Origin of the sequence: Nostoc sp. CCY0012 (assembly GCF_963920855.1) — a bacterium.
Lineage (GTDB): Bacteria > Cyanobacteriota > Cyanobacteriia > Cyanobacteriales > Nostocaceae > Cyanocohniella.
The window spans coordinates 1-17564 of the sequence record NZ_CAWUDM010000075.1 but is presented as its reverse complement, the minus strand read 5'-3'; the positions used below and the strand labels follow the sequence as shown (position 1 = coordinate 17564).

Sequence of the window (17564 nt, the reverse complement as noted above, 5' to 3'; positions counted from 1 at the left end):
CTTGAAACTCTTGCTGTGAGCGGGTGTAGGGGTTTAGGGGTGTGGGGTGTAGGGGAGAGTTGATTTATAAAGTCGTCTTATTTAATTCTTAATTCTTTCCCTTACACCCCTACCCCCTTACACCCTCACACCCAAAAGCCAGTCAGATTATGGGTTCGCGCTTTTCTTAGTGCCATTTGGTGGTGAAACTAAGCCAACTCACTTTGCAGCGTTGCTCCCGCGACCACACAGGATCTGCTTGCAGCAACGCTTGCGCTATCACTCGTTTACTATTCATATTAAAAAAAATGCAAGCAGCGCACTGTGCTTTGGTAGTGGCGCTAAAACATGCGCCGGACGATCCAAATTTTGCGATTGCAAGACAGCATCTAGAGGCAGCGATTGCACTTTCTGGAGAATATCACAAGCTCTACTGGAGTATTTTCTGGAAAACATCGCCAGAGAAACTCAAAAGAAAAATCCGTTCTCAATGCCACGAATTAGCATTTGATACTTATTCACAGATGATTGATTTAGCTCATCTAATTAACAAGTATGCGGCTGGACAAAATTCTCGCAACATCACACCGCCAAATTCCTGGCGAGAATTTCTTTTTAACCTAGAACTTGCGTTTGAGTGGATTGAGCAAGATCATTCGGCAGAAATCTACCTAAAGCAGTTGAGTTTGATTTGATACTGTGGACAACTGAAGAGAACAGTTACCTTTTTTGAATTTTGAATTGGAGCGTAAAGCCTGCGGCATAGCTCCGCTTAACGCGCAGCGTCTCGCAGAGAAACAACTTGACGGCTACGCCAAATTGCAGGAAAAAACTAATATATATAAATAGGTATGGTAAGCCAAGTCGCTACACAAGGCTCTCTGTTTGACCTGCAAACGGTGTTGGACTACGGACAGTCAATATTGAACGTTGCTCAAGAACTTACCAAATCACTATTTGACCACCGTTCACTAACCACCAAAAACATCCAGTCGCAGATGAACCGCTATTTCCTCGGCACAGCAGCAGAGGGGGCTTGGGCGTGGAAGGATGCCTACGAAGCGGTCGAAGTTGCGTCAATTCTATATCTGCGACAAAAGGGTTTATCTGGGAATCCTCTGGAAGAACTGCAACTGCTGGAATCCCTTTGCCCCACGCATACCCGCCGGAGCGAAGAACAGTTGCAACTTCAGCAGTTCTCAACACCATTGTCTCTGGCTTATCTGGTAGCATTAGCAGGGCAAATCACCGGCAACGATTTGGTGTTAGAACCATCGGCTGGTACTGGTATCTTAGCCCAGTTCGCCAAGCTCAAAGGCGCGAGTCTAATGCTGAACGAACTGGCAGAAGATCGGGCGAAGATTCTGCGGCGACTGTTCCCTGGAGTTCCCTTATTCTCTGTAAATGCGGAACAAATCAACGATTATCTGGCAGGAAAAACTCAGCCCTCGGTAGTCTTGATGAACCCACCGTTTTCGTCGTCTCCGAAAATCAACAGCCGTAATCCCGATGCAACCCCTCGGCACATCAATTCGGCATTGCAACGATTAGTTGACGGCGGACGGCTGGTGACAATTTCTGCAAACTGGTTCTCACCAGCCAATTCCACTTGGCACGAGACTTTTGTTAAGTTTCAGGAGAAAGCCAGCGTAGTACTTTCGGTTGGGGTCAGTGGTAAGGTGTATTCCAAGCACGGGACACAGATGGAAACCCGAATCACGGTGATTGATAAAATCCCGGCTGCTAATTCTGCTGATATCCCGTGTATTCCTGAAACCCTGGATTTGCCTGAAATACTGGCATTGATTGAGCAGTTGCCAGAGCGACCACTATGGGAACGTTCTACTTCAAATGTAGCGGCGTTCTCTAAGAAAGTCGATAACTTGCCAAAGCGTCAAGTAATTGCACAACCAGAAACAGCATCAGAATTTGCAAAGGTTGTTGCTCTTGATTATGAGGTAATCGAGTGGTCTGCCAGCGAAGGACTAAAGGATGCCCTTTATGAAACTTATCGCCCACAAAGGCTGAGAATCAAGGACGCTTTACCTCATCCTTCGCTGCTTTGTGAAAGCGCAGCACTGGCACTTGTCTCTCCCCCGGCTCCTACATATCAGCCGCATCTTCCTCAACACATCATCACTCAAGGCTTGTTATCTGAGGCACAACTTGAAAGCGTGATATACGCAGGTCAAGCCCACTCTGAATATCTATCAGGGTCTTATATTGTGGATGATTCGTGGGACAATATTAAAGTAGCCGCAAATAGCGAAGAAAATGCAGTTAGGTTTCGCCGTGGCTGGTTTCTTGGTGATGGCACTGGTGCGGGTAAGGGTAGACAGTGCGCGGGAATCATCCTCGACAACTGGTGTCAGGGGCGGCGAAAAGCCATTTGGATATCCAAAAGCTCTGCACTGATTGAGGATGCCCGACGTGATTGGTGTGCGCTCGGTGGTGATGAAAAAGACATCATCGACCTGAGCAACATCAAACTAGGTGATCCAATCCCATTTACCCAAGGTATCTTGTTCTGCACCTACTCGACTTTACGTTCTCAAAAGAACGGCAAAAGTCGGCTTAAGCAGATTGTTGAATGGGCAGGGAAGGACTTTGAGGGTGCGATCGCTTATGACGAGTGCCATGCAATGGGCAACGCAATGGCTCAAGAGGGTTCGCTTGGTTTGATTGCAGCATCTCAACAGGGTATTGTCGGGCTACGGTTGCAAAATGCACTTGCCAAAGCACGGGTAATTTACGTTAGCGCAACCGGTGCAACCAAAGTGTCTAACTTGTCCTATGCCAACCGTTTAGGGCTGTGGCAAACCGGTGATTTCCCGTTTACCTCCCGTGAAGATTTTGTGGAATCCATTGAGGGCGGCGGCATTGCGGCGATGGAAGTTGTTGCGAGGGATCTTAAGGCATTGGGTTTGTATCTGGCGCGATCGCTTTCCTTTGAAGGTGTTGAGTACGACACTTTAGAAATCGAACTCACTCCTACTCAGGAACGGATTTACGACAGTTATGCTGATGCTTTCCAGATTATTCACAACAATATTCACGAAGCACTAAAAGCGTGTAACATCTCCGGTGCGAAAACGTACAACCGCATGGCTAAAATGTCTGCCATGTCTCAGTTTGAATCGCACAAGCAAAGGTTCTTTAACCATTTGCTCACAGGTATGAAATGCCCAATGCTGATCAGAGCTATCGAGCAAGATTTAGCTGCGGATCATGCTGTTGTTATCCAGGTAGTCTCGACTAATGAGGAGTTACTCAAACGACGACTCAATGAAGTTCCCGCTTCGGAGTGGAAGGACTTAAACCTTGACCTAACACCCCGTGAGTATGTCATGGATTACCTGTTAAGTGCGTTTCCCGTCCACTTGCACGAGATTCATTCGGGTGAAAACGGAGATGAACGCTCGGAACCAGCTTTTGATGCCGATGGTTCTCCGGTTGTATCTCAAGAAGCCGTAGGTTTAAGAGATGCACTGGTTGACCGATTGGCAAGCCTTGACCCAATTCCTGGTGCTTTAGAACAACTGTTATGGCACTTTGGTCACAAACAAGTTGCTGAAGTGACTGGACGGAGTAAACGGGTACTGAAAGACGAAGCCGGACGCTTGTTTGTCGATTCTCGTGGTAGTGGTGCGAATATTGCTGAAACTACGGCATTCATGGCTGACGAGAAACAAATACTCATCTTCTCTGATGCTGGTGGTACTGGTCGCAGTTATCACGCTGACCTAAATGCTGTGAATCGTCGGCGGCGCTCCCACTACCTGCTTGAATGCGGGTGGAGGGCAGATAATGCCATTCAAGGCGTTGGGCGGAGTCACCGCACAAACCAAGCATCTGCACCTGTGTTCCGAGCAGTGACTACCAATGTGCGCGGTGAACGCAGATTCATCAGCACGATTGCTAGACGGCTGGACAGTCTCGGCGCACTCACACGGGGTCAGAGGCAAACTGGCGGTAACGGTATGTTCAGTGCCAAGGACAATCTCGAATCTCGGTACGCTGAATATGCTTTATACGAACTGTTCAAGCAGATTTTCCAGGGTCGATTTTACGAAGTCCCCCTGGGCAAATTCGAGCAAATGACTGGACTCAGGCTGACTTCCCACGAAGGGGGCATGAAAATTGACCTCCCACCGTTGCGTCAGTTTCTTAATCGCTTGCTGGCTTTGACAATTGGGATGCAGAATATCATCTTCGAGAGGTTTGAGTTGTTGCTTTCTCAGCAAATAGAGACTGCGATCGCTAATGGTGTGTTTGAGATCGGAGTTGAAACGCTTCGGGCTGAACGGTTTACCATCGAAAGCCAGGAAGTTGTGTACACTCATTCTGCTACGGGGAGCGTGACCAATTACCTGAAAATAGAACGTACTCAACGGAACAACATCAGAACGGCTGATGAGATGCTGGAGTTTGCTGCTCAGTACCAAGGACAATTCATGGTGAATGAGAAGTCTAATAATGCGGCTGTATCAATCCCTACTCATAGTTTTTTCGACTCTGATGGTGGTGTTGTGCCACGGGTTCTACTTGTGCGATCACAGAAAGAAACTCGCGTGTCTGTCGATAAGCTAGAATCATCGACTTGGCAGCAGGTTTCGGCTGATGCGTTTGTTGCGGCGTGGTCGAGAGAGGTTGACGAATTACCCAAGTTCACTACTGATTACCTGCACTTGGTCACGGGCATATTGCTACCAATCTGGAAAATGCTGCCACAGCAGAACAGTCGAGTCTTCAGACTGCAAACTGCGGATGGTGAGAAAATTCTGGGGCGCGTGGTTAACGCACAAGATATCCAGTCTGTAGCTGAACAGTTGGGCTTGAAAAACAAGTTGTTGAGTCCAGACGAATTAGTTTCACTGGTGCTGAACGAAAGGTATTCCCAGCAACTCCCAGGTGGTGTGACTGTGCGGCGTTCTTACGTTGCGGGTGAACCACGTATTGAGTTAGTCAATGCTTTGCCGTTAGCTGACCAACTTGTGGCTGTGGGTTGCTTTACTGAGATTATCCAGTGGCGCAAGCGGATATTCGTGCCAACAGGTAATCACGCTGCTGCTGTTCTGGCGGCGGTGATTGGGATTTTGGGTTAAGAATTTGAGCCGCTCTGTTAGGGAGTGGCTTGTTTTTTCTAATTTACAGTGCTATGCAAAATTTCTGTGAAACTCAATAAAAACCACTATATTTTTTAAGATAATTTTGTCTACTTAATTGTTGTTAAACTACAGGAGGAATTTTTGAGTTGAGCTTGGGTTTATAGAAACAGATAGCAGTATTTTCAGCACGATTCAATAGCCATTCTGGAATTTCAACCCAATCAATATAAGCTTCAATGCCATACTCCGCAATAATTTCGCTAAGTTTATGATGACCATTATTCCATCGGCTATGAATATTTTTTGCTTGTCCTACATAAATGACATTCCCATTAGCATCTAAAACTTTATATATGCCACTTATTTTTGGCAGTGATTCTAGCTGGGTAATCGGAAGCATTATTACAACTCTTCTATATGCACGTCTCCAAATTGTGATGCCAGCTTGATCCGTTGCCAATCAATCTCAATTTGGTCATTGTTTAAACCTGCAATCTGACCAATTTCAAACAGAGAATTTTTTAGCATTAGCTCTGATTGCTCAATGTCTTTTAGAGACATATCTTGGTCTTGTTCTCTTAGCTGTTTAACTTTTTGACGGATTTCCACCCACTGTTCTTTGTAGCGCAAGTCCCGACCCGAAGTTAGTTCTGGACGCTCTTTTCTGAGTTGTTGAGTATTGATTGTGCAGGTCAGGCTGAAAACTTCCTGCTTGATATCCTGCATTTTCATAATATTTTTCCCGGTCAAAGTTTTGTATACCGAACAGCAGACTTGATTAGGGTAAGAATTTCAGACTTTTCTAAATTAAGCAGTTGTGAACCTAATTCAACTGCCTTTTTTACTGAACGTGTACTGTAAATCTTATTCACCTTATTAATCGTGTCTGGGGATACACCCTCCTGAATCAACAATTTTCTAACTAGCTCGCGCTGGACTCGGTAAGTATCATTCCATGCCTGTAAAGTACGCTGACTGTTCTCTAGTTTGCTTAACTCCTTAATTTTATCTGAACAGGAGTCCAGGAAACTGACAACGGCAGAGGCAGTACCAACACCAGCTTTTTGCATGATAGTTTTCAGCAGGTTTCCTTTTCTCTGACTATCCTTGATAACCTTAATATGTTCATCACGGTATTTTTCCAGGACTTGTTCAGCAGCAGCTACAGATGCTTTCTTTTCTTGCCTGCCTGTTACATGACCTTGTTCAGAACGAATATTGTCAAGAACCTGGTCATAATTAGTGAGGTTGTGACGGTAATGATTAAATAACTGCCGCCCATCGGCCTCTTCATAAGCAATAGGTTGTCCGCTTTCATCCTTGATATGGTAAAGCTGTTCAGCATTCGTCAGCTTAATTTCTTTACGAAGGTCAGATTGATCACTATTGCTCACAAAATTATTACTCTGAAGATTTATTTATAACTTTTTCATTTCTCTATTCCCATATTTTAAACTTAAAAATATGAATGTCAAAATCATAACCCTGTTACAAAAAGTTACCCAGGATAAGAGCATCCCAGCAGGGCATCGTTGAGGCATTACTTAATGCAAGCGAATTAACCCAGTAGCAATTATGTTCCATCCCGAACAGCCAGAAGAAAATACTATTAGCGTGAGTGAGTTACAATTAATACATGACCAGGAGATTTCATTTGAGAGTCCAGGAACAATTCTCAAAGACTTCCAAATGCTGCTCGATTTCATTGGCACAAAAGGAATTGAGGTTAGCAAAACTCAAAATTTTTTACCAATGAGTTCTTTAGCAGAACTCAATAGTCGTTTAACTCACCCAATTCAAGTTGACCTCAACCGTCCACAACAAAAAGCTTATCCCCATCTTCATGGACTGTATTTATTATTGAGAGCATCTACTATATCTTATGTAGAAGCCAAAGGGAAAAAATTTTTTATCTACTTGGAACCTAATGTAGTTTCTTCGTGGAATAATTTAAATCCAACAGAACGTTATTTCAACCTTTTAGAAGCTTGGTGGATTTGGGGAAATGAAGAAATTTTAGGTGAAAAGGGATGGCGTAGTGGTTTGGAAAAATGTTTGATGTTTTGGCATGAAATTGACTCAACTAAGAGTCTGATTCCAAAAACAGAACAGCAAAAATGGTACAGCTATTCCCCTGGACTTCACAGTATTGCTTTATTTTCAATGTTTGGACTGCTAGAAGTTGAAAATGCTAAATCCAAAAAAGGTCAAGGGTGGCAGTTTAATAAATTAAAGAAAACTCCTTGGGGCAATGCTTTGGTCAAATTAATCAACAAGATTCTTTTTGAAGAATCCCAATCAGAGGTTGAGCAAGAGGAGGGTGAAACAGAAGAATATCCATTTGGGATTTGGCAACCTCAATTACAAGTCTTTTTCCCCGAATGGCAGAACAATCTTTTAATTCCCGAAGCACAAGAGCAGCAAGGAGTTTATATCTTTAAGGTGACATTAGGAAAAATTTGGCGACGCATTGCTATTCCTTACGATTATAATCTCTATGATTTGAGCAGAATAATTTTAAAGTCTGTGAATTTTGATGATGACCATCTGCATGAGTTTTCTTACAAAAGTCGGTATGGTTGGACAGTACGAGTAAGCCATCCTTATGCTCAAGAGTCACCTTTTACAAATGAGTTTTTAATTGAAGATTTATCTTTGTCTCTCAAAGTAGGTCAAACGATGACTTACTTGTTTGATTTTGGGGATGATTGGCGGTTTAATGTGCAATTAGAAAGTATTGAACCAGATAATTTGGAAATAAAAGAACCGATAATTTTAGCTAGTCATGGGACTGCACCCCAACAATATCCAAATTGGGAGGACGAAGATGAAGAATGGGAAAATGAAGAATAAAGCAACGTCCCCTAGAATCTAAAATCTTGCTATGGCAAAATCTCGCAAATTGGAATCACTTTTGGCGCAACTAGAGCAGATTCGCCTCAATCCTACTACCTCAGAAGCAAAGCTTATATTGTGCCAACTACTGACCTCTAAGCAGCCTATGGCGATTGCTCAAGCCGCAACATTGATTGCCGAGTCAGAACAATACGACCTGATTCCATCTCTGGTTGCCGCATTCGATTGGGCGATGACGAAGCCGAGTGAGCGAGATCCAGTTTGTACCGCTAAACTCAAACTTGCAGATGCACTCTATCGCTTGGATTACAATAACGAAGATTTGTTTTTGCGAGGCATCCGGCACGTACAACGAACATCAGTGTGGGGTGGTTCTGATGATAAGGCTGCGCCATTACGAAGTGTCTGTGCATTAGGACTCGTGAGAATGAATTACCCCGATGTCATGAGCGAGTTAGCAGACTTGTTAGCTGACCCGGAACCAGATGCACGAATTGGCGCTGCACGAGCCATTGCTTATACTGGAAATTTGTTAGGTGTCCCGCTTCTACGTTTAAGGATCAAGATTGGCGATAGTGCGCTTGTATTATCAGACTGTTTTCTGGCATTATTGCATTTATCTCCAACACAATTTTCTATTGATCTAGTGCGTTCCTTTCTTACAATTCAGCCACAGACGGAGCATCGGGAGAACACTGATCTTGCAGAAGCCGCAGCATTAGCATTCGGAGAATCCCGATTACCACAAGCGTTTGATATTTTACAAACTTGGTGGCACTCCATCCGCATTCCAGAACTTCGACAGATGGGATTGACCGCAATCGCCCTTGTACGAAATGATGAGGCAGTTTCATTCCTGTTATTTCTAATTCAGAGCGGTGATCTAGTGGTTGCCAAAAACTCCATTAAAGCCTTAAGTATTTATCGTGAGGATCAAGTACTTTGGCAACGTGTTCGTGAACAGATTGAACAACGGGGAGAGCCAAGTCTCCTGAGCATGGCTGATTAATCACATAGTTGAACTGCATTAAACTTGGAATGTTCAGTTTCACACTTGCAATATTCCAGTAAGAGATTCAACACGGCAAAATGTAACTTGTACTGCCAAGTTTTATTCTGTACGTATGAACATTAAAAAGGTATTCACAGTCGATGATCTGTTTCGTATTGAGCAGTTGGGACGTTATTTTGGTGGGCCATTCAGTTTCTCACCAGATGGAAAAACTTTAGCTTAAATCGTTGGTACAACAAACAAATAGCAACTATTAGTGATAGATCCGCAGGTTGTTAGGTATTGGGTGTGGTAGCTATTTTTTGTGAGTCAAAAGAAAGTAAAGAAAGTAACGAAAGCTACAAAATGCGATGTTTGAGCCAAAACGATAGAAGTGGTAATGCCACTCGATACCCGGCTTTGGCTCCATAAATTAATCCTTTGAGTTCCAATCCTGTAAGAGCGCCTTGAAAACCACCACCTCGTGAAAATTGGTGTTTCTGAAGATAGGGACGTGAATGAGGGCTATCGGTAGGATCGATGGCTAAACTTTCCAGTACTCGTGCCTGAATAGGAGGCAGTAGTAAAAGGAGAGACTCAAAGGTAACAGACAAATCTTCAACCAATCGTAAAGTGCTGCAATGTACATGATGAAGTTGGATGAGATTTGAGGAGGATTGGGACGCAAAACTGGTTTGTTCATCCTCATAGAAGCAACGATAGTCGCTCCAAATTCGCCGCGCCAGGGCAATGGCATCTCCAACATGTCCTTGTGAATAGTCCAAAAACAGTTTCAAGGCATCCACTTCAAACTTGAGGTCTGCTGCTGCCATTGCTTCAACAACCCAGGTTTGAATTTCCTGATGTTGCACAGGGAACAAGGAGACAAGTTGAACCAAGCTATCTTCCACCCAACCTTCTGGAGTTGTTGCCAGAACAACGTAGCTGACACGGTTTTGCCGTTGAATTTCTTGTCGCAAATAAGATTCCCATCGACCTACTCGATCCCAAGAGCGAATATGCGGGAAATTCTGAAAGACAAACACTACCCGGCAGCTTAAATATTCTGCCATCACCTGAGGTAAATTCAATAAGGCTTGCAGAACTAACCATTCATCATTTTGGGAAACCTGCCAAATCAAGCGGGTTTGATTTGGGGATAGTTGTTCTAATTGCAAGGGATAGCCACAAGCCCACTGCTGAATAAAGGTTCGTTCTGCCTCTGTTGCAAAGATGTGCAGAATTCCTGAAGCCATCAACTCTAAAAAGCGAGAAGAGGTGGTGGCTCGCAAGCAGTCGATCTCCAAAATTCTGGCTCCAGTTTGCTGGGCGGCATAACGAATCAGCGCTCGTCGTCCGCTTCCCGTAACACCTGTGAGCATCAAATCTTTGTCATCTGCCAAAATTTTACAGATTTGCTCTAGCTCACGCTGTCTGCCAATCAAACTCTGTGGCTTAAAAGCATCCTTCGTCATTATCAACCAGTCCTCCTCACTTTCAGCCAACCTCACCTGATAAACTATCTACTTTTCTCTAACAATCCCAAAAGAATTTTCGATGCAGGTCTACTTGCACTATTTTATAGTGCAGTGCGATGATATAAGAACTATTTTCTAGTGCAATTTACTTTACCCATGTCTGCTAATCTATCGCACCCTCAAATTCCTCAACCCTTTGAGAATAGATCGTGGCATACTATCGAGGCGCAAAAAACTCTTTGGCTGCTCAAGAGTGATCGCACGCATGGTTTAACTCAGGAACAGATTGACGAGAATTTACAGCACTATGGTACAAACGAACTGGTCGAAATAAGTGGGCGATCGCCTCTAGAAATTTTCTGGGATCAGTTTAAAAACATCATGTTACTAATGCTGATTGCCGTGGCCATGATTTCGATGGTTCTGGATGTGCGTGAATCTTTGGTAAAGGGACAGTTCATTTTTCCCAAGGATGCGGTAGCAATCTTTGCGGTGGTGTTGCTGAATGGTTTACTGGGCTACCTCCAGGAGAGTGGAGCCGAAAAAGCATTGGCAGCCCTGAAAAACATGGCATCGTCCAAAGTGCGGCTGATCCGCGAAGGTAAAGTAGTGGAGGTGGAATCTAAAGAACTGGTGCCTGGGGACATTATGCTGCTGGAAGCTGGGGTTAAGGTTGCAGCAGATGGGCGTATCCTAGAAGCAGCAAACTTGCAGGTGCGAGAAGCAGCACTCACCGGAGAGGCACACGCGGTTGAAAAACAAGCCAATGCCATCCTACAAGAAGATGCGCCTCTGGGCGATCGCATCAATTTAGTGTTCTCTGGAACTGAGGTGGTGCAGGGACGAGCAACAGTGGTAGTCACCAGCACTGGAATGCAAACCGAATTGGGCAAGATTGCAACTGCGCTGCAATCCGTCGAGACAGAGCCAACACCTTTGCAAAAACGCATGACCCAACTGGGCAATACGTTGGTTACAGGATCGTTGATTATAGTAGCGATCGTGATTTTAGGGGGGACATTGTTCAACCCCTCACTGTTTGAGGAACTAGTCAAAGTCTCCCTCAGTATGGCGGTTGCGGTTGTGCCAGAAGGTTTACCCGCCGTAATTACCGTTACCCTGGCATTGGGTACGCAACGCATGGTGAAGCGGAAGGCCCTGATCCGAAAACTGCCTGCGGTGGAAACCCTCGGTTCTGTGACGACTATCTGCTCGGATAAAACCGGCACTCTAACCCAGAACAAGATGGTGGTGCAGGCAGTACATACCGCTAGCTACGCCATTCATGTAACAGGGCAGGGATACAGCCCTGAAGGTGCGTTTTATCAGCAGACCAATACCGAAGTAGGACAAGAAATTGTAGTGGAGGCATCGCCAGAATTGCGGTCGCTGCTCGTGGCGTGCGTGCTTTGTAATGATGCCGTGTTGCATAAGGAGAATGGCGACTGGGCAATATTAGGTGATCCCACTGAAGGAGCGTTACTAGCAGTTGCCGGCAAAGGAGGTTTTCGCAAAGACCAAGAGGAGCAAACCTTCTCCCGTATTGCTGAGTTTCCCTTTTCATCCGAACGCAAGCGGATGAGCGTTGTCGTGCAGGATACGTCCAACAAACTGGGAGAGAGCGTGTTTATCATGTTTACCAAAGGCTCGCCCGAACTAGTTTTTGAACTCAGCACCCACATTCAGCAAGGCGATAGGTCGCAACTGATCACAACACAACAACGGCAACAGATTTTAGAGCAGAATAATCGGCTTGCCAGCCAAGGGTTACGGGTCTTAGGTTTTGCTAGGAAGAACGTGACAAAATTATCAGACCGCGATTTTGAAGATACGGCTGAAACTCACTTGACTTGGTTGGGATTGGTGGGAATGCTGGATGCTCCCCGTCCGGAAGTGCGCGATGCAGTGGCAAAATGCCGTACCGCAGGCATTCGTCCGGTGATGATTACAGGCGACCACCAGTTAACCGCACAGGCGATCGCCCAAGACTTGGGCATTGCAAAAGTAGGCGATCGCTGCCTAACTGGGCAGGAACTCCAAAAGCTCACCCAGCCACAACTGGAAGCACAAGTGCAACAAGTTAGCGTCTATGCCCGCGTTACACCAGAGCATAAGTTACGAATAGTCCAAGCTCTCCAGTCCCAAGGACAAATCGTTGCCATGACTGGGGATGGAGTTAACGATGCTCCAGCCTTGAAACAAGCAGATATCGGTGTAGCAATGGGCATTACAGGCACAGATGTCAGTAAAGAAGCTAGCGACATGGTGCTACTGGATGATAACTTTACCACAATTGTCTCGGCAGTTGAAGAAGGAAGAGTTGTTTACATCAACATTCGTCGCTTTATTCGCTACATTCTCGGCAGCAACATCGGTGAGGTTTTGACGATTGCAGCTGCTCCATTGTTGGGGTTGGGTGGTGTACCGTTGTCTCCTCTGCAAATTCTCTGGATGAACTTGGTAACTGATGGACTTCCGGCTTTAGCACTGGCAGTAGAACCCGGTAGACCAATCGTCATGCAACAACCTCCAAAAGATCCAAAAGAGAGCATTTTTGCCAGAGGTTTAGGGTCTTACATGGTGCGGATTGGCATTATTTTGGCTGTAATAACTATCTTGATGATGGTCTGGGCATACGATTACACTGCCCAGGTACAAACCGAATTGTTAGATCGCGATCGCTGGCAGACTATGGTGTTTACTACGCTTTGTTTAGCACAAATGGGACACGCACTAGCAATCCGTTCCAACACGCGATTGATGTTAGAGGTGAATCCCTTCTCCAATCCTTACGTTGTCCTATCCGTTACCGTCACCAGTATCCTGCAACTAATGCTTATTTATGTTGAACCACTCCGTTCCTTCTTCAATACTCATTACCTGAGTGGATTAGAGCTATTGGTTTGTATTGGATTTAGTTCTCTAGTATTTGTCTGGATTGAAGCAGAAAAGCTATTTATCCGATGGTATACCTTTCGTAAATACTCCAAAATATGAACAAAACAGCTTCACCTTTGGGTGTTCAAACTTACTCCCAAGGTAAAATCAAAATTGACCTGGAATCATGCATCTATGAACAATTACAGAAACAATCTGTCAGCCCTTCTGAATTTATCCGCAGGTTAGTTCATTTCATCGCTACGCTAGAAAACAATCCACAGAAATATAATATCAATCCTTACACCGAGAAATTCCATAGAGGAATCCACATTTTAGGTTGCCATGATTATAAATTAGGAGTGTTTCCTGATTCAAATCTGGCACTGAAATGTTCAGAAGGTCGCCCTTGTGCAGAAAATCCCAGAAAACAATTTTTTAGGAGCATACAATTAGCTTGGGAATTTGAAACCAAGTTAAACCAGCAACAGAAAGAGCTACTTCAGATTTGTCCCGCTTACTTACATTTCCAAACTGGTGTCAGAACTGCCTTATTTAAACGAGTACTCTTTATGCCAAAAATTGAGGGTATTCCATTGGGGAAAACAGAAACTGGATTCAGTCCTGAATTCTGCGAGGCATTTAACATTCCTGATTTTTCGGAAATTCTTCGCAAATTCAGGTTCTCCTGGCATTTTTTCCTCGACCCCGAACAAAAGCGTCAACTGCTCAAAATTCAAACTACATACTTATTTCAACGTTTGTTTGATCGTGGAATTAAAATTTTTAGCTTGAATCAGAAAAACATTCTAGCCACGTTAAATATTAGTAGTAACTCTGTTCAATACATCATTATTGATCCGATCGCAGATTATTATTTACCGATTTCTCCTGTCTATAATGTCTTGACTTCTCAACTATGCAAGTTTAAATAACTTTACTCTTGGATCTGAAAAATTGGGTTTTGAGTAGAGATAGAAGCCAATTTTTAATTTTAGGTAGAATGGTACGCTTGAAAAGATAAAATCGCCCTCGGCAGCAGGGGAGAAAGAAGAAGTTTTAGGCATATGAACGCAAGAAATAAAAATTCTCCTCTGCAATCCTTACGCTGCATATCCTTCAGCTTAACTGCCATTCCATTCTAGGTATAAGTAACAAGAATGCCAATAAAAATCTTAGAGAAAAATCCGCATCAGTAGTATGGTTTTAGGGACAAACGCTGAACAGGAGCCACATCACTAAGTGAGCTTTTATTTGTAAAATATGGTCAGCCTTGAGCAAAAATATTTAACACCACTTTTATAGTAAGTTTTTACTGATGAGTGTCAGGGAGAATACTAACAGCAAAATTATCAGAACTTGCATGAGGATTAACTAAAGCAACGGCTTGTTTGAGTGCCTCTAAACGATATACAAACATATGATGTAGTGGAACAAACCCGATAATGCCAAACTTTTCTAAACGCTGTTTAACTTTTTCAGATGCACCAACAATCAATACATAACGACCTTGTTCGCTACTTTCTTTAATAGCATTTTCAATTGCTAAAGAAGCGGTCACACCCAAAAGTGGGACATTACTTAAATCTACTATCAACACATCATAGTTTATCATTGCTGAATGTTTACGAGCGATCGCTTTAGATACTCCAAAAATCATCGGTCCGCTCAGATGAAACAGCAAAACGCGTCCATGAGCTTGTTTTAGCAATTGTTTCTCTTGTTCATTTAAAACAATGGCATCATCAGTATCACTAATCATCCTTACATCCTCAGACTGTAACTGAGAAAGACGTTCGATAGTTAAGATATTGGCAATGAAGACTCCCACGCCAACAGCAACAATTAAGTCCACAAATACGGTTAAGAACAAAACACTGTACATAATGATTGTGGCTTTGAATGATACTTTATGAGCGCGTTTGAGGAAACTCCAGTCGAGAATGTCAATCCCCACCTTTAGAGCAATACCAGCTAATACTGCCATTGGGATAGGTTGAGTTATACTCGCAGCCCACACAACTACAACTAATAAAATTAATGCACGAGTTAAACCCGATAAAGCTGTTTTAGCACCAGTTTGAATATTTACCACTGTACCCATTGTGGTACCAGCACCAGGTAGTCCACCACACAAACCAGATATTAAGTTACCGATACCTTGACCTATTAATTCTTTGTCAGATTTATGTTCAGTGCGAGTCAAACTCTCAGCAATTACCGCCGTGAGTAGCGTATCAATACAACCCAACATTCCTAGAATTGCACCATCAACAATCATTATTGTGATTTGGGATGGAGTAAAAGTTGGTATTTGTAAGGTGGGTAATCCTGCTGGAATTTCTCCAATACGTCTGATATCCGCATCGCCGAAAATGGTGAGAGAAACTATAGTTCCGACAATTAATGCTATGAGTTGGGGAGGGGCAAAGCGCTTGAGTTGACGCGGCATGAAGAAAATAATTGCCAGTGTCAGCAAACCTAAAGTTGTTTCAACTGGATTAATCTGAGTTAACAACTGAGGTAAATTTTGTACCATCCCCAATACACCACCTTTAGGGCTAGGCTGCCCCAGAAAAGGAGCAATCTGTAAGATAACCAGAATTACCCCAATCCCAGACATGAAGCCAGAAATCACACTGTAAGGCATGAGGGTAATGTATTTACCCAACTTAAATATCCCAAAAAATATTTGGAATACACCGGCTAACATGACTACAGTAAATGCCATTGCCAAGCCGTCTTCTGGATTCCTGGCAGTCATGGAACTGATAACAGCAGTCATGATGACTGTCATTGGCCCGGTTGGTTCAGAAATCAGGGTAGGTGTACCACCAAATAAAGCGGCAAAAAAGCCGACGCAAACTGCACCATAAAGACCAGCTACAGCACCAGCACCAGAGGCGACACCGAATGCTAATGCTAGTGGCAACGAAACGATGGCAGCAGTTAAGCCACCAAATAAATCGCCTTGTAAATTTCTAAAATGGATACTATTAGTTAATGACATATTGAGGTTGTAGTTACAAAGACAGCAAGATTTTGGTTAGTAAAACTTATTAGTCACTGTAAGTAATCTACATTTTTTATTTGCAGAAAGAAATAGGTAGAAAAGCCTTATTTTTTTTGCTTATTAGTAAATAGAGTATGTTTAAATTTAGCTATCTTGGGAATAAAAAGAATTTATATAATCGCTAATTTTAAGTAAAAAAATTATTTACAATCATTAAAGGTCATAGCTAATAGATAATTGTCTTTTACCATTACCGATTACCAGACCTCACAGATATTAGAGATTTCCAACTAAAAAAATATACCACAGAATTAAATTCTGTATTCTGGCTCTTGAATCCTGAATTCTATTTAGTTTTATATATAAAAACTACCGTTCCATATCCTGATTTTGATTTTTTTTCACATAGTCATCAAGCTTGGCGTTGACTTCATCAAAATGAGTGACCACTGCTGGAGAAACTTGATTGAGTGTAATGTTACCCGATTGAACACCTAGAACTACTTCACCACTTTTATTAGCAATAATGAAATTTTTTTTGTTAGGGTCAAAAGCAATATCATACATTTTCCCCTGAACATAACTAGAACCATCGGCTCTGGTTTTACCAAGAACAGCACCAATTCTTTGAACAATTTGACTAATTCTGATTATATCTTGATGCTGTTGAGTATCATATTTCATACTGGCTAAAGCTTTATCTAACAATTGTTGAGTTTGTTTGAAATGATTGGCAACTTCCGTAATTCGTTGTTTGTACGGCTCGGTTCTAGCTAATTTTTCAGCAGTAACATACCAATCTCTTAAATCTTGGATAGTTACTGTTTGTTGATTGACAGTATCTTGATTAGTGTTTTTCCCAGAGTTATTTTGAGTTTCTGATAAATCAAGTTTATCAGACGACGGAATTGTAGAAGAATTGACTACAGCATCAAGTCTTTCAATTTTAGGTGCAATAACTGTTTGTTCTGGTACTTTTAAATTCTGTGGTCGATTGGGAAGTGATTTAACTTTCTGCTGATATTCACCTACTAACTCAATCACGTCTCCAAACTTCTTAGTCATTGCTTCACTAGTTTGTTCGGGGATGGAATCAGTAATCAAATTAAATACAGCCAATCCCTTTTGAGTTTCCAGTGGCACTTGCTCAGGTAGTATTTGGCTAAAAGTTATATTTTGCTTTTTTAACCATTGGGCGACAGTTTCAACCCTTAGTGGTGCAGAAAAGTCTTGAACCGCTTGTATACCAGGAGTCTGACTGA

At 43.1% G+C, this 17564-nt stretch carries 11 protein-coding genes and 1 pseudogene; 6 read left to right on the top strand and 6 right to left on the bottom strand.

Going from position 1 to position 17564, the window contains the following annotated elements; genetic code table 11:
- The first annotated feature begins 287 nt into the window (after positions 1-287).
- Complete coding sequence (locus tag ACM0OS_RS19810; protein ID WP_414544914.1) at positions 288-674, top strand: hypothetical protein; 387 nt, start codon at positions 288-290, stop codon at positions 672-674.
- 156 nt (positions 675-830) lie between these two features.
- Positions 831-5084 (top strand): strawberry notch-like NTP hydrolase domain-containing protein, encoded by a 4254-nt coding sequence (locus tag ACM0OS_RS19805; RefSeq protein WP_414544913.1) that lies wholly within the window; start codon positions 831-833, stop codon positions 5082-5084.
- A gap of 124 nt (positions 5085-5208) precedes the next feature.
- Here ACM0OS_RS19805 and ACM0OS_RS19800 read toward each other — a convergent pair whose 3' ends face one another.
- From ACM0OS_RS19800 to ACM0OS_RS19790, 3 genes are read right to left on the bottom strand one after another with little or no spacing between them, the layout of a single operon-like run.
- The gene (locus ACM0OS_RS19800) at positions 5209-5487 is read right to left on the bottom strand and encodes a GIY-YIG nuclease family protein (RefSeq protein ID WP_414544912.1); all 279 of its coding nucleotides are present in this window, start codon (positions 5485-5487) and stop codon (positions 5209-5211) included.
- Positions 5488-5489: 2 nt separating this feature from the next.
- A complete protein-coding gene (locus tag ACM0OS_RS19795) occupies positions 5490-5819 on the bottom strand; it encodes a hypothetical protein (RefSeq protein WP_414544911.1) in 330 nt (109 codons plus the stop codon).
- A 14-nt stretch (positions 5820-5833) separates the two neighbouring features.
- The gene (locus ACM0OS_RS19790; protein WP_414544910.1) at positions 5834-6481 is read right to left on the bottom strand and encodes a hypothetical protein; all 648 of its coding nucleotides are present in this window, start codon (positions 6479-6481) and stop codon (positions 5834-5836) included.
- Positions 6482-6662: 181 nt separating this feature from the next.
- Between ACM0OS_RS19790 and ACM0OS_RS19785 the strand changes: the two genes are divergently transcribed.
- The gene (locus tag ACM0OS_RS19785; RefSeq protein WP_414544909.1) at positions 6663-7940 is read left to right on the top strand and encodes a plasmid pRiA4b ORF-3 family protein; all 1278 of its coding nucleotides are present in this window, start codon (positions 6663-6665) and stop codon (positions 7938-7940) included.
- Positions 7941-7971: 31 nt separating this feature from the next.
- The gene (locus tag ACM0OS_RS19780) at positions 7972-8952 is read left to right on the top strand and encodes a hypothetical protein (RefSeq protein WP_414544908.1); all 981 of its coding nucleotides are present in this window, start codon (positions 7972-7974) and stop codon (positions 8950-8952) included.
- A 341-nt stretch (positions 8953-9293) separates the two neighbouring features.
- On the opposite strand, the gene ACM0OS_RS19775 is transcribed toward ACM0OS_RS19780, so the two are convergent.
- Positions 9294-10409 (bottom strand): ATP-binding protein, encoded by a 1116-nt coding sequence (locus tag ACM0OS_RS19775; protein ID WP_414544907.1) that lies wholly within the window; start codon positions 10407-10409, stop codon positions 9294-9296.
- Positions 10410-10568: 159 nt separating this feature from the next.
- Here ACM0OS_RS19775 and ACM0OS_RS19770 point away from each other — a divergent pair, with 159 nt between their 5' ends.
- Positions 10569-13409 (top strand): cation-translocating P-type ATPase, encoded by a 2841-nt coding sequence (locus tag ACM0OS_RS19770; protein ID WP_414544906.1) that lies wholly within the window; start codon positions 10569-10571, stop codon positions 13407-13409.
- Positions 13406-14224 (top strand): hypothetical protein, encoded by an 819-nt coding sequence (locus ACM0OS_RS19765; RefSeq protein ID WP_414544905.1) that lies wholly within the window; start codon positions 13406-13408, stop codon positions 14222-14224. Before ACM0OS_RS19770 ends, ACM0OS_RS19765 begins: the two co-directional genes overlap by 4 nt.
- A gap of 377 nt (positions 14225-14601) precedes the next feature.
- Here the strand turns inward: ACM0OS_RS19765 and ACM0OS_RS19760 are convergent, their stop codons facing one another.
- Complete coding sequence (locus tag ACM0OS_RS19760; protein WP_414544904.1) at positions 14602-16299, bottom strand: SulP family inorganic anion transporter; 1698 nt, start codon at positions 16297-16299, stop codon at positions 14602-14604.
- 372 nt (positions 16300-16671) lie between these two features.
- Positions 16672-17564: pseudogene (locus tag ACM0OS_RS19755) on the bottom strand (hypothetical protein); the annotation flags it as partial.